At 74.5% G+C, this 13,075-nt stretch carries 11 protein-coding genes; 3 read left to right on the forward strand and 8 right to left on the reverse strand.

Annotation, left to right across the window (positions count from 1 at the left end; translation table 11 throughout):
- Nucleotides 1–25: 25 nt before the first annotated feature.
- The gene (locus ACH4FX_RS23210) at nucleotides 26–1,024 is read right to left on the reverse strand and encodes a DUF4349 domain-containing protein (protein ID WP_398481822.1); all 999 of its coding nucleotides are present in this window, start codon (nucleotides 1,022–1,024) and stop codon (nucleotides 26–28) included.
- Between the two features lie 128 nt (nucleotides 1,025–1,152).
- On the opposite strand from ACH4FX_RS23210, the gene hemG reads away from it, so the two are divergent.
- Both hemG and hemQ read left to right on the forward strand, forming a co-directional pair.
- Nucleotides 1,153–2,619: a protoporphyrinogen oxidase gene (hemG, locus tag ACH4FX_RS23215; protein WP_398481824.1), complete on the forward strand. Its 1,467-nt coding sequence runs from the start codon at nucleotides 1,153–1,155 to the stop codon at nucleotides 2,617–2,619.
- Nucleotides 2,620–2,629: 10 nt separating this feature from the next.
- Nucleotides 2,630–3,376 (forward strand): hydrogen peroxide-dependent heme synthase, encoded by a 747-nt coding sequence (hemQ, locus tag ACH4FX_RS23220; RefSeq protein WP_398481826.1) that lies wholly within the window; start codon nucleotides 2,630–2,632, stop codon nucleotides 3,374–3,376.
- Between the two features lie 74 nt (nucleotides 3,377–3,450).
- On the opposite strand, the gene ACH4FX_RS23225 is transcribed toward hemQ, so the two are convergent.
- From ACH4FX_RS23225 to ACH4FX_RS23250, 6 genes are all read right to left on the reverse strand, one after another.
- Entirely contained in the window at nucleotides 3,451–5,094 is a 1,644-nt protein-coding gene (locus ACH4FX_RS23225; RefSeq protein WP_398481828.1) for an alpha/beta hydrolase, read from the reverse strand.
- Between the two features lie 181 nt (nucleotides 5,095–5,275).
- Nucleotides 5,276–6,586, reverse strand: coding sequence for a DUF1996 domain-containing protein (locus tag ACH4FX_RS23230; RefSeq protein WP_398481829.1), 1,311 nt, complete (start codon nucleotides 6,584–6,586; stop codon nucleotides 5,276–5,278).
- Nucleotides 6,587–6,610: 24 nt separating this feature from the next.
- Nucleotides 6,611–7,402, reverse strand: coding sequence for a DUF4142 domain-containing protein (locus tag ACH4FX_RS23235; protein ID WP_398481831.1), 792 nt, complete (start codon nucleotides 7,400–7,402; stop codon nucleotides 6,611–6,613).
- Nucleotides 7,403–7,600: 198 nt separating this feature from the next.
- The gene (locus ACH4FX_RS23240; RefSeq protein ID WP_398481832.1) at nucleotides 7,601–8,599 is read right to left on the reverse strand and encodes a TIGR04222 domain-containing membrane protein; all 999 of its coding nucleotides are present in this window, start codon (nucleotides 8,597–8,599) and stop codon (nucleotides 7,601–7,603) included.
- A 5-nt stretch (nucleotides 8,600–8,604) separates the two neighbouring features.
- The gene (locus ACH4FX_RS23245; protein WP_398481834.1) at nucleotides 8,605–10,044 is read right to left on the reverse strand and encodes a DUF692 family multinuclear iron-containing protein; all 1,440 of its coding nucleotides are present in this window, start codon (nucleotides 10,042–10,044) and stop codon (nucleotides 8,605–8,607) included.
- 195 nt (nucleotides 10,045–10,239) lie between these two features.
- On the reverse strand, nucleotides 10,240–10,881 hold the full coding sequence (locus tag ACH4FX_RS23250; protein ID WP_398481836.1) for a LysE family translocator: 642 nt from the start codon (nucleotides 10,879–10,881) through the stop codon (nucleotides 10,240–10,242).
- A gap of 236 nt (nucleotides 10,882–11,117) precedes the next feature.
- Between ACH4FX_RS23250 and ACH4FX_RS23255 the strand changes: the two genes are divergently transcribed.
- On the forward strand, nucleotides 11,118–11,912 hold the full coding sequence (locus ACH4FX_RS23255) for a nuclease-related domain-containing protein (protein WP_398481838.1): 795 nt from the start codon (nucleotides 11,118–11,120) through the stop codon (nucleotides 11,910–11,912).
- On the opposite strand, the gene ACH4FX_RS23260 is transcribed toward ACH4FX_RS23255, so the two are convergent.
- Nucleotides 11,820–12,869 carry a LysR family transcriptional regulator gene (locus ACH4FX_RS23260; protein WP_398481840.1) on the reverse strand — a complete coding sequence of 350 codons (1,050 nt, stop codon included), beginning with the start codon at nucleotides 12,867–12,869 and terminating at the stop codon, nucleotides 11,820–11,822. The genes ACH4FX_RS23255 and ACH4FX_RS23260 overlap by 93 nt on opposite strands.
- Nucleotides 12,870–13,075 lie beyond the last annotated feature (206 nt).

Genomic DNA, 13,075 nt, shown 5'->3' on the forward strand with positions numbered 1-13,075 from the left:
AGTCTTTGCCCGCCGCGCACGCCTGTCAACGGTCCGTCTGGCCGTCCCCCTCCCGAGCGACCCCGGCCGCATCTCCCGAGGGCGCCCCGGCCGCCGACGCCCGCTTCCGTACGGGCAGCCGCCCGCGCAGCAGCCGCCACAGCGCGTACACCAGGGCCGCGGTCGCCAGGAACGGCAGCGCCGCGCCGAGCGCCACCAGCAGCCACCGCACCGCCGCGGTGAAGGCGTCCCAGCCGCCGCTGAGCGCGTCCCCGAAGGAGGTCTCCCCGCCGTCGTCCGCCGCCGCGTCCGGCTCGTGCAGCACCAGCGTCACCGTCGCCATGCCGGTCTGTTCCTTCAGGGACTTCAGGCGTGCCTGGAGGGACTCCAGTTCCGACTGGCGGCGGCTGAGTTCGGACTCCAGCGTGACGATGTCCCCGATCGTCGTCGCCTTGTCCATCAGCGCCCGCACCCGTGCCACGCTCGCCCGCTGCGACGTGATCCGGCTGTCGGTGTCCACCACCTGATCGGTGACGTCCTTCGCCGAGACCTGGCGCTCCTTGAGCCTGCCCAGGCGGGAGAGCCGGTCCAGCAGCCCGTCGTACGCCCCGGGCGGCACCCGCAGCACGACCCGGGAGCGTTCCCGGCCCCCGCCGTCCCGGTCGGTGGACTCGTCCTCGACGTAGCCGCCGACGCCCTTGGCCGCCGTACGGGCCTTGGCCAGGGCTCCCGGTACGTCCGCGGCTTCGACGGTGACCGAGGCCGTGCGGATGATCTGTGCCGTCGAGACCGGCACGGGCTTCCCGGTCCCGCCGCCCGTACCGGACCCGGCCTTGCCGTCGGCCGACGCCGCGCCCCCCGGTGCCTTGGGTCCGACCATGCCCTGCTCGCCCCGTGCGGAGCCCTGGTCGGCCCGCGGCGCGCTCGCCGGCTTCGACCGCCCCTCGTCGCCGGCCGCCCCGCACCCGGCGACCGCGAGGGACGCCGCCAGCAGCGCTCCCGCCGCCGCCCGCCGCACCCCGTACGACCGGCTCGCTGTGTTCATGATCTGTACCCCCGAAGTGGTGTGCCGATGCTGGCACTTCGACGGGGCGGGGGAGCCGCGGGTTGCCGTCTGTGGGTCGCGATGCGGTCACGGTCCGGACTCCGCGCGGACTCTGAGAGAGTGGGGGCATGAGCACAGCGCACACCAGTGCGGGCCGCGCGCCCGGAAGTCACGTCGTCGTCATCGGTGGGGGCATCTCGGGACTGGCGGCGGCCCGCCGATTGCTCGACGGCGGGGCGCGGGTGACCGTACTGGAAGCGTCCGGCCGGCTCGGCGGCAAGCTGCGCGCCGGGGAGATCGCGGGCGTGCCGGTCGACCTCGGCGCCGAATCGATGCTGGCCAGGCGGCCGGAGGCGGTGGACCTGGCGCGCTCCGTGGGGCTCGGCGACCGGCTGCAGCCGCCGGCCACCGCGACCGCCGCCCTCTGGACGCGCGGTGCCCTGCGGCCGATGCCCAAGGGCCACGTGATGGGCGTGCCCGGCGACCTGGACCTGCTGGCCGCCTCCGGGGTGATCTCCCCCGAGGGCATGGCACGGATCTCCGAGGACGAGACCCGGGAGCGTACGGAGGTCGGCGCGGACGTGGCGGTCGGCGCGTACGTCGCCGAACGGCTCGGCCGCGAGGTCGTGGACCGGCTCGTCGAGCCGCTGCTCGGCGGCGTGTACGCGGGCGACGCGTACCGCATCTCGATGCGGGCGGCCGTCCCCCAGCTCTTCGAGGCCGCGCGCGCCGAGCGCTCGCTGATCGAAGGCGTACGGGGCATCCAGGCGCGCACCGCGGCACGGGCCGCCGAGCCCGGCCGGGCGCAGGCGCCGGTCTTCATGGGGATCGACGGCGGCGTGGGCACGTTGCCGCAGGCCGTCGCCGACGCGGTACGGGCCGCCGGCGGGGAGGTCCGGACGAACACCCCGGTCCGGGAGCTGCGGCGCACCGCGGACGGCTGGCGCGTCGTCCTGAAGGGCGGCGGCGGTCCGGCGGCGCTGGACGCGGACGCCGTGGTCCTGGCGACGCCGGCGCCCGCCGCCGCCCGGCTGCTGGCCGCCGAGGCACCGGCCGCCGCCACCGAGCTGGCCGCCGTCGAGTACGCGTCCATGGCCCTGGTGACCATGGCCTTCCGCCGCGCGGACGTGCAGGCGGCGCTGTCCGGCAGCGGCTTCCTCGTACCGCCGGTCGACGGGCGCAAGATCAAGGCGTCCACCTTCGCGAGCAACAAGTGGGGCTGGCTCGCCGACGCCGACCCGGACCTGTTCGTGCTGCGCACCTCCCTCGGGCGGTACGGCGACGAGGCCGACCTGGCGCGCGACGACGCGGAGCTGGTGGAGCTGTCGCTGCGCGACCTGGGCGAGGCGGTCGGACTGGCCGCCCGGCCGGTGGCCCGGCAGGTCACGCGCTGGGACGGCGGGCTGCCGCAGTACCCGGTCGGCCACCTGGAGCGGGTGGCCCGGATCCGGGCCGGGGCCGGCAAGCTGCCCGGCCTGCGGCTCTGCGGCGCGCTGTACGACGGGGTGGGCATTCCGGCGTGCATCGCGTCCGCGCGGACGGCCGCGGACGACATCCTGGACACCCTGCCGCAAGCCGCCGCACCGGCCGAGTGAGAATGGACCCATGACTGACGCTTCCGCCCCCGCCACCCCCACCGGGGCCGCTCCTGAGAAGACCCCGAACGCCGGCAAGAAGGCGAAGGACCTGAACGAGGTCATCCGCTACACGCTCTGGTCGGTGTTCAAGCTGCGCGACGTGCTGCCCGAGGACCGCACCGGCTACGCCGACGAGGTCGAGACGCTGTTCGCGCAGCTCGCCGCCAAGGACGTCGTCGTACGCGGCACGTACGACGTCTCCGGTCTGCGCGCCGACGCCGACGTGATGATCTGGTGGCACTCGGAGAGCTCCGACGCCCTCCAGGAGGCGTACAACCTCTTCCGCCGCACCCAGCTGGGGCGCGCGCTGGAGCCGGTCTGGTCGAACATGGCGCTGCACCGCCCGGCCGAGTTCAACAAGTCGCACATCCCGGCCTTCCTGGCCGACGAGGTCGCCCGCGAGTACGTGAGCGTCTACCCGTTCGTGCGCTCCTACGACTGGTACCTGCTCCCCGACGAGGACCGCCGCCGGATGCTCGCCGACCACGGCAAGATGGCCCGCGGCTTCCCGGACGTGCGCGCCAACACGGTGCCGTCCTTCTCGCTGGGCGACTACGAGTGGATCCTCGCCTTCGAGGCCGACGAGCTGTACCGCATCGTCGACCTCATGCGCCACCTGCGCGGCTCCGAGGCGCGGATGCACGTCCGCGAGGAGGTGCCGTTCTACACCGGCCGCCGCAAGCCGGTCGCCGAGCTGGTGGCCGGGCTGGCCTGACCGGCCCGGACGTGTGACAGGCCGGGTGGGCCACCCGGCCTGTCACGGGGCGCTCCGCCGTACCGCTCGCCGCGCTACCTGCCGCGGCGCTGCTTCGCGGCGGGCATCAGCGGCCGGGGCTCCGGGCGCGGCGCGCAGACCGTGTCCCGCGCCGGGGTCCGCCCGGTCAGCAGGTACCGCTCCACATGCCCGTTGGCGCAGGCGTTCGGGCCGAACGAGACGCCGTGCGTACCCGCGCCGCGCTCGGTCACCAGCGCCGAGCCGGAAAGCCGGCGCCGCAGCTCGACCGCGCCTGAGTACGGCGTCGCGGCGTCCCGCTCGGCCGCCAGCAGCAGCACCGGGGGCAGCGCGCCCGGCGCGGTCCGCACGTCCACCGGGTGGTGCGGCGCGCCGGCCGGCGGCAGGGCCGCTTCGGTCACCTCTTCCGCGTAACGCGTCGGGTCCTGGGCGGCGTTGCGGGGCGAGAAGCGCGGCCAGAAGGCGCACGGCAGGTTCATCCAGGCGTTGTCCCAGGTCTCGAACGGCGCGACGCGCGCGCTCGCGGTGTTGTCCCGGTCCCAGACTCGCAGGTCACGCGGCCACCGCCCGTCGTTGCACTCCACGGCCGTGTACACCGCGTTGCCGTTCTCGTCCGCCTTCGCACCCTCGGCCGGCGGGGTGGCCTGCTTGAGCAGCAGCCTGGGGTCGCCCTTGACGTACGTGGCCAGCGCCGCCGCGCGCACCGGCCAGTACGCGTCGTTGTAGCCCGTCTTGAGGAAAGCCGCCTGGAGCTGGGCCGACCCGACCTTGCCGCCCAGGGGCCTGCGGCCCAGCCGCTCCCGGACGGTGTCGTACGTGCGCAGCACCGCCTGCGGTGTCGTACCCAGGTGGTAGGTCTTGTGGTGCTTGGCCACCCAGCGGCCCCAGTCCTCCCAGCGGCGCTGGAAGCCGAGGTTCTGTTCGAGGTTGTTGCGGTACCAGATCTGCCGGGGGTCGGGATTGACGATGCTGTCGAAGACCATCCGCCGCACGTGGCCGGGGAAGAGCGTCGCGTACACGGCCCCGAAGTAGGTGCCGTAGGAGGCGCCCATGTACGTGAGCTTCTTCTCGCCGAGCCCGGCGCGCAGCATGTCCAGGTCCCGGGCGTTGTTGGCGGAGGTGAAGTGGCGCAGCGAGGAGCCCGCATGGCGCGCGCAGCCCTGCGCGTACGCCTCGGCCTCGGCGAACTTCTTCCGCTTGAACGCCTCCGAGGGGTGCCGCGGGCTCGCGCTCGGGATCTTGGCGAATTCGGCCGGGTCCTGGCAGGACAGCGGCGCCGACCGCCCGACGCCGCGCGGCGCGTAGCCGACGAAGTCGTAGGCCCGCGCCGTCCTGCGCCACCGGTCCGTCTTCGCGTACAGCGGGAAGTTCATGCTGGACGCCCCCGGGCCGCCCGGGTTGAAGACGAGTGCGCCCTGGCGCTCCCCGGCGGAGCCGGTGGCCCGGGCCCGGCTCACGGTGAGGGTGATCTTCTTGCCCCTGGGGTGGGCGTAGTCCAGCGGGACGGTGAGCCGGCCGCACTCCACACCGGACGGCAGGTGCTCCTCGGGTGCGCAGCGGCCGAAGGCGATGCGGGGCGGCGCGGGGGCCGGGGTCCGGTCCCGGGCCGCGGCCTGCCGGGTGATCCCGTCGGCGGGGACGGCGACGAGTGCGGTCAGGACCAGTGATCCGAGGGTGCCGTACAGCGCTGCTGCTTTCACAAGCCGTCCCTTCGTATGGAGGCGCCGGGTGCGCATACAAAAGGGATAGTTGGGGCGAGGGTTGAGGTTGTAAAGCACCGCGCTCCGGTGTCGGGAGCTATGCCCCCAACGAGTGGAGCGCGGTGCGGGCGTCACGGCCGTTCGGCTCGTACAGCCATGCGTGCGTACGGTCCCGTGTTCCTCACCGGCAGCGGCGGCCGGAGTTGATGCACGCCACCGCGCGGGCCATCAGGTCGCGCGGCATGAAGCCGGCGAAGTCGGCGTGGTCGGTCACCGGCTTGCGCAGCTGCTCGGGGAAGCTGTCGAGGGCGAAGGCGCGCGGCCGGGGCGGCACCGCGTAGGTCAGCCGCATGCGGAGCTGGGGCACGGCCTTCGTGCCGGTGGGGCAGCGGCCGGAGGCCCGGTCGGGGAAGACGAGGTGGGTGCGGTGGTCGGCGCTGTCCTTGTTCGTCCCGTCCCAGCAGCTGGGGAAGTCCAGGGTGCGTACGGCCTGGCTGCGGCCGGGGCACAGCGGGTACTTGTCCGTCAGCGGCCGGTCCTCGAAGCCGGTGCAGGACCACTGGGCCCGCGCGTTGGCGGTGCCGTTGGTGAACGCCTTGGCGTCGCCGGTGATGGCGCGCAGGCCCTCGGGCATGGCGGTGACCTTGCCCGCCGGGTTGCCGCGGAAGGTCAGCGAGACCGAGCGGGGCGTCAGGACCTGCCCCACGTTCCCGTCCGCGGGGTCCTGCCCGTTGCCGCTGCTCGGCCCGTCCTGGCCGCTGAGGCGGCGCAGTACGGGCCAGAAGTATGTCGACTTGTCGCTGCGGGCGCAGGTGGTGCCGGCCGCGCGCAGCGAGTCGTCGGTGGAGAAGGCGTCCGTGGAACGGTTGCCGACGTAGTCGTGCAGGTGGTGGGCGCCGTTGGCGACACCGGGAGTGACGATGAAGTTGTCCGGGTTGTGGTGCCGTTCCTCGTTGCGGCCGCAGTTGCTGGTGAAGGTGCCGGTGGACGCGTCGGGTCCGTTGCGCGGGGGGCGCGGTCCGGGGCGTACGGAGCGGATGTCGGTGAAGTCCCCGGCGGCGGGGACGCTTTGGGCGGGCCCGTCGGAGGCGCTGGGGATGCTGGAGCCGGTTGGCCCGGTGGCGCCGTCGGGGGGATCGGCGGAGGCGTCGGCGGGAGCTTCGGCGGGGGTGCGTGAAGGGCTGGCCGAGGCGCTCGCGGAGGCGTTGTCAGTGGAGTGTGTCACGCTGGGTGACGACGGTGAAGATGACGGATCGGCGGGCGGGGAGCCGGACGGGGGAGTGGCGTTGTGAGCCGAGGCATTACCGGTCACGGAGACGAAGGTGCCGACCGAGCCGAGCACGGCGAGCAGGGCGATCAGCACGAGGTGCCCGGTGCCGAGCCGGCGCCGGTGCCGCGGGGGACGCGGGGGCGGCGGCGACGGTCGTGGCGGCGGCGAGGGGCGGGGGCTCTGCGGGGGCTTCGGGCTCGTGGAGCGCCGGTGGTCGGGCATGGGAGATCACTACTTCCCGTTGTCTCAGGGGTGTTGACGCCGGTCGTCGGGGGGCCGGGCGGATCCCAGGGCCCCGGTGGCGGTGGCGGTGGCGGGTGGCGTCGCGGGCGGAGGCAGCGAATACGTCGCTGACGGGGTGACGGGCGACGGTGTCGCGGGCGCCGCGTCGAGGGACGGCGGCGGGGCCGCGGGGCTCGGCGGCGGAGAGGAGGTGGCCGCGTCCTCGGCGATCGCGTCGAAGTCGACGAAACCGGTGCGCTCCAGGACGGAAATGTGGTCCAGGACGGTGCGGTTGGCGTCGTCGGCGAGGTCGCGTACGAGCGAGTTGCGGGTGATGGCGCGGACCTGCGCGACGACGGTGAAGACCTTGCCGTGCGCCAGCCGCAGGATGTTGGCGAACTTGCGGTCGTACGCCGCCCCGCGCGCGGCGCTCAGCTCGGTCAGCCACTGCCGCTGCTGGGCGTTGGGCCGGTCCGGCAGCGCGAGACCGAGCTGCGCGGCCACGTCGCGGACGTGCCGGTCGAGCGAGGCGTGCCCCTCGACGAGATGGGTGCCCGCTTCCCGTACGGCCGGCACGGTTCCGCGCTCCTGGGCCTGCTGGCCCGCGGGCAGCTCCCAAAGGCCCGCCAGCCGTACGCGGTTGACGAAGTCACGGTCGAGCGCGGACAGCGGGCCGAACGAGGTTGCGACGGTCTGGGTGTCGGCGCCCCCGTCCGAGCCCGGTCTGCCGGCGAACGACCAGATCGGAAAGAGCAGTGCGGCCAGGGTCGCGGCGAGCGCGGTGACGACGAGGCCGGTGCCGGTTACGGATCGCATGGTGCCTCCTGATGCGGCACCGCACGCTAGTGCGCCCTGTGCAGGCCCTGTCGCCCGTTCGGGGAAGCCCGGCCAACGCACGCCGACCGCTGGTACGTTGACCGGTTGCCCGCGGGCGGCATGTGCCCCGGGCGCCCCGTCGGCCACCCGCGAGGGGCGGCGGGGCCGGGGCGACACGCGTCCTCGACGCGCCGGAGGTCAGCTGCCGCCGCAGCCGCCCCCGCCGCAGGAGGAGCTGCCGCCGCAGCTCGATCCGCCGCTGGACGAGCCGCCGTCGCCGCCACTGCTGGACGAGCTGCCGCAGCCCGACCCGGTCCCGCCGCCGCACGAGGACCCGCACCAGGACGTGTGCGAGCCGTCGTCCGGTATGTTCCAGCCGCAGCTCGTGTTCGACGAGCCGCTGGACGAACCGGCGGCCGAGGGGGAGTGCGCGAAGGCGCCCGCCGCCGACCGCTGCGCCTCGGTGAACTGCTCGCGCAGCACCTCGTCCACCAGCAGGGCGGTGCCGCCGAGGGCCACGACCAGTGCCGCGGACCGGGCCGCGTCGGTCACCAGCCCCGCCTCGGCCTTCCGCACCACCGCCGCGCCGGCCCGGGTGACCCGCCGCCCCAGCACCTTCCGGCACACCGTGCCGACCACGGTGCCGAGGACGGCCGCAGGCAGGACCAGGACGGCGAACGGCGTTTCCGACGGCGCGTGGGGGACGGCCCCCGTGACGGTGAAGAGGAGGACCAGCGCGAAGCCCGCCATACAGACCCCGGCCTGCCACCCGGCGTACCGACGCCAGAGCCGGCCGGCCCGCGGCTGCCGCATCAGGCCGCGCGCCGCCAGCCGGTCGCCGACGGCCTGGACGGCGGGGGCGCGCATGACATGGCGGCGCAGGGTGCTCAGCGCGCCGTCCGGGGTGTGCGCCAGCGAGTCCAGCACGGCCGTCTCGACCGGGTCGTACGCCACGGACTGCCGTACGGACACCACACCCGGGCCACCGACGGCCAGCCGGCCGTCCTGGTGCATGCCGGCTATCGCGGCGTCCGCCACCCGCGCCGGTCCGCCCGCGAGGAAGGCGATCTCCCAGACTTCGTGGCCCGCCCCGGCGAGGTGCGCGGGCCGGGGCGTCGCCCGCATGACGCGGACGGTACGGACGACGAGCAGGACGGACGAGGCGACGACCGCCAGGGTCAGGAGAGCGGCGAGCACGGCGATCACCTCCGGCCCAGGGCGAGTCGTACGGCACGGACGAGCCGGTTCGCGGGACCGTCCGGTGGTTTCGGTCCCGAACGGTCCCGCCACCACTGGGTCAGCCGCCTGCGCGCCTCCGCGTCGGCCGGCCGGTTCCCGGCCAGCAGGTGGACGGCGAAGTCCATGGCGTCCTGGCGATAGCCGCCCTTCATGGGCCGGTGCCGTGCGTAATCGAGGAAGCCGGGCCGGAAGTCCGCGCCGAGGATGTCCGGCAGCTCGGGCGCGACCTTGGCCACCACGGAGGCCCGCTTGGCGGCCAGCGCCCGGCTCTGCACGCGCAGCCGCCGCCGGTCGAAGCCCTCCGGCACCGGCGTCCCGGCCACCAGCGCGGAGAGCAGCGCAGCCTGCGCAACGGCCAGCCGCTGACGGGCCGGGGTGGTGTCGGTGGTGGAGGTGGCCGGGGCGGCTGGGGTGGCTGGGGCCGACGGTGTGTCCGGGGTCGCCGGGGTCGCCGGGGCCATCGGGACCGCTGGGGTCACCGGAGCCGCCGGGACCGCCAGTGTCGCCGAGACTGCCGGGACCGCCGGGACCGCCGGGCCGGGCTTCGTGGTCCGGGAGGCTCGGCGTATCGGAGCCGACGGGGCCTCCTTCAGGACCGTGCGGATCATGTCCAGCTCCGCGGCGAGTTCACCGGTCTCCGGGAAGTTCTCGTCGCGCTCCAGGAGAACGCCGGGAGGGGTGACGCGGGCGCAGAGTTCGGCCAGGACGTCCAGGACGGGGCGGGTCACCGGGTGGGCATGGGTGTCGTGCCAGACGCCGTCCCGCTCGATCCCGCCCGCCACGTGCACGTACGCGATGGCCTCGACCGGCAGCTCGTCCAGGGCCGCGGCCGGGTCCTCGTTCCGGTTCACATGATTGGTGTGGAGGTTGGCGACATCGATGAGCAGCCGTACGCCGGTGCGCTCGACCAGTTCGGCGAGGAACCGTCCCTCGGTCATCTCCTCGCCGGGCCAGTTGACCAGCGCCGCGATGTTCTCCACGGCGAGCGGCACGGGCAGCGCGTCCTGTGCGATGCGGATGTTCTCGCAGAGCACGTCCAGCGCGTCGCGGGTGCGGGGCACGGGCAGCAGGTGCCCCGCCTCCATCGCGGGGGAGGCGGTCAGCGGGCCGCCGGCCCGTACGAACGCGATGTGCTCGGTGACCAGCGGCGCGCCCAGCGCCTCGGCACGTTCCGCGAGCGCGGCCAGCCGGCCGGCGTCCGGGCGTTCGGCGCCGCCGAGCCCGAGCGAGACGCCGTGCGGCACCACGGTCGTGCCCCGCTCGCGCAGCGCCTGCAAGGCGGGCGGGAGATGTCCGGGACAGATGTTCTCGGCGACGACCTCCACCCAGTCCACGCCGGGCAGCTCCGCGATTCCGTCGGCGATCTCGGGCCGCCAGCCGATGCCCGTACCGAGATGTTCCATGATTCCCCCTCCCACTCGTGCACCCCCGTGGTGTTGGGTAGTCATCGCCCTGCGGGTCCGCCGCCAACCCCGGAAGGCGCGGGTTCAGAGGATGATTTGAGCTTGCGACGGCGCACGGCACACGGCGCGTGGCGCGCGTCGTCCGACGGCGGCTCGCCGTACGGCCCGCCACCGTCGTCCGGCGGACCGAGCCGCTCAGCGGGCCGTCTCGACCCCGACCGCGGCGCCCAGCGCGAGCAGGATCCCGCCGGTGGCCTGGTCCAGGCGGCGGCGGACGCGGGGGCGCCGGAAGAGGGCGCGTGCCCGGTGCACCGCCAGGGCGATGCCGCCGAGCCAGAGGAAGCCCAGCGTGACGTGGACGGCGACCAGCAGCAGAGTCGTGGCCACGACGGGTGCGCCGTGCGGGACGAACTGCGGCAGCAGGGACATGTACACGACTCCGACCTTGGGGTTCAGGACATTCGTCAGCAGGCCGGTGCGGAACGCCCGCAGCGGCGGTTGCCGGTCGGCGTCGGCGGTCCCGGCTTCCGGGCCCGCCGCCTCCTGGCCACGGCGGCGGGCGCTGCGCAGCGCCTGGAAGCCCAGCCACATCAGATAGAGCGCTCCGGCGATGCGCAGGGCGTCGTAGGCCGCCCGCGACGCGGACAGCATGGCGGTCAGCCCGACCGCGCCGGCCAGCCCCCAGACGAAACAGCCCACGGCGATGCCCAGCGCGGAACACAGTGCCGATCGCCGCCCCGAACCGAGGGAGGTCCGCAGCACCACGGCGAAGTCCGGGCCCGGTGAGACGGTCAGCACAACGGCCACCGCGGTGAAACCTAGGAGAGAGGAGAACACAGCACGCAACCGTACGTCCTCCCCTGACCTCGGTCTTTCCGGGGCCGGTACCGAACCTCCCGCCCGTCTGCCGCCTTCGGCCGCACCCCATCCCCGGACCCGTCCCCGGCCCCGCCTCCCGCCCCGCTCTCCGGGCGCGTTCCCGCGCCCCGGACCGTCGAATGCAGCACCGGCGGCCGGACCCCTTGCCCGGGAGCCGGGCGCCTGCTCCTATGGCCATCGGGGGGTGATGGGACATGAGCGACATCCGTCATGAGCCCGGCGCGGACGGCGGTTTCGGAGACCACCTGCCCGCCGACGCCGTCCCGGGGTTCGGCGGCGGTCCGTGGCCGGCCGCCGAGGGCGGGCCGGAGGGGGCGGGAAAGCAGGAGACGTGCTACGCGAGCGACCCCGACCGGCTCTTCCTGCCGCCGGACGACGACCTCGCCCCGAACCGTCCCGGGGAGGCCCTGCGGGTCCGCCTGGCCGAAGAGCCGCGCGCCCGGGCGGCGCTGTGGTGCGCCCGGCTGCTCGGCCGGTGCCCGCCCCAGGACGGCTGGCACCGGCAGCTCCTGGCCGAACAGGCCGTCGGCACGGCGCTGGACCGGCTGACGGCGGGTGGCTGGTACGTGATCCACTCCGTGCCGATGCCGCCCGCGACGGTCATCGCCCATCTGCTCATCGGCCCCGGCGGCGTGCTGTGCGTGGGCACCCACCATGTGCGCGGGGCCCGGGTGCAGGTCGCGGAGGACGCCGTCCGCGTCAGCCGCGGCCACCAGGCACTGCCGTACGTCCGCGACATCCGGCACGAGGCCCGGCGCGCCTCCTGCGTCCTGACCCGCGGCTGCCGGTTCCGTGTCGAAGCACGGCCGGTCCTGGCGTTCGTCGGCGCGTCGGAGGTGTCACTGGACCCGGACCTGCACGGTATACGGGTCATACGTGACGAACGGGAGATCCCGTCACTCGCGCGGCTCGGCGGGGTGCTGGCCCCCGCCCGGGTCGAACGCATCTGCACGGTCGCCAGAAACCGCCGTACGTGGCTGGTGGCTTGAGCGGTGCGGGGTGCGCGTGGCCGGGCTTCCCGGTGCGTGGACCGTGCGGCGTACGGCGTCGCGGAGCCAGTGGTGGGCTCCGTCGGCGGCGTGCCGGGGGTGCCAGGCCATGCCGATGGTCACCGGCGGCAGTGGCAGGGGGATGTCGAGGAGGTGCAGGCCGAGGGCGGCCGCGGCGTCCGTGAAGGGTGAGGGGGCGGCGCCGGGGGACGTGGTGGGGACGAGGCAGACGACGTCGCTGCGGGCGGCGAGGGACATCGCGGCCAGGTGACTGGGGAGGACGGCGACGACCTGCCGGTTCAGGCCCTGTTCGGCCAGGGCGGTGTCCAGAGGGCCGGAGAACCGGCCCCGGCGGCTGACCCCGACGTGTTCGGCGGCGGCGAGCCGGGCCGGGGTCAGGGGCTGTTCGGTGAGGGGGTGACCGGGCCGGACGCCCGCCACCATCCGGAGGGTGACCAGTTCCTCGACCTGGGTTTCGGGGTCGACATGGCCGATGGCCCCGATTTCCAGGTCGATCTGGCCGTCCCGAAGGGCCGGGCCCGCCTCCAGTTCCTCGGCCCGGAACCGCAGCGAAACCCCCGGCGCCTCCTCCCGGGCCAGCTGGAGCAGGGCGGGCGCCAGTGCCGCGCAGACCAGGTCGGCTGCTTGCAGGGTGAAGGTGGTGCGCAAGGCGGCGGGGTCGACGCCGGCGCCGGGCGTGAGCAGCGCTCCGAGGCGGCGCACCACCGCGGCGGCTTCCTCGCGCAGGGCCTGGGCGCGGGGAGTGGGGACCATGGCCTGTCCGGCCCGGACCAGGAGGGGGTCCTGGAGGATGCGGCGCAGGCGGGCGAGGGTGCGGCTCATGGCGGCGGGCGAGGTGTGCAGACGCGCGGCGGCGCGGGTGACGCTCTGCTCGGTCAGCAGGGCGTCCAATGCGACGGCGAGATTGGCGTCGATGACCGGATCGGGGCTGTTCACCAGCGTAATTCCGTTTCAGGCAATGATTCGTTGCTGATGTTCCCATTGTGGCAACACGGGGTGCCTCCGCAGGATGGAGCCGTACCGATCGGGACCGCTACGGGCCGCTCACCGGTCACTCCGAGCCGTTCCCGGCCGATCCGGACCGATCCGGTACGGCCCATGAGGCCCTTCCTGTCCCTTCCTGTCCCTTACCTGTACCTGTA

The sequence above is a fragment of the Streptomyces sp. NPDC018019 genome, assembly GCF_044327805.1.
Lineage (GTDB): Bacteria > Actinomycetota > Actinomycetes > Streptomycetales > Streptomycetaceae > Streptomyces.

Coding starts and splice junctions, on each gene's coding strand:
- ACH4FX_RS23245 (WP_398481834.1), bottom strand. CDS start 10,044: ATGGAACATCTCGGTACGGGCATCGGCTGGCGGCCCGAGATCGCCGAC.
- hemQ (WP_398481826.1), top strand. CDS start 2,630: ATGACTGACGCTTCCGCCCCCGCCACCCCCACCGGGGCCGCTCCTGAG.
- hemG (WP_398481824.1), top strand. CDS start 1,153: ATGAGCACAGCGCACACCAGTGCGGGCCGCGCGCCCGGAAGTCACGTC.
- ACH4FX_RS23230 (WP_398481829.1), bottom strand. CDS start 6,586: ATGCCCGACCACCGGCGCTCCACGAGCCCGAAGCCCCCGCAGAGCCCC.
- ACH4FX_RS23255 (WP_398481838.1), top strand. CDS start 11,118: ATGAGCGACATCCGTCATGAGCCCGGCGCGGACGGCGGTTTCGGAGAC.
- ACH4FX_RS23235 (WP_398481831.1), bottom strand. CDS start 7,402: ATGCGATCCGTAACCGGCACCGGCCTCGTCGTCACCGCGCTCGCCGCG.
- ACH4FX_RS23210 (WP_398481822.1), bottom strand. CDS start 1,024: ATGAACACAGCGAGCCGGTCGTACGGGGTGCGGCGGGCGGCGGCGGGA.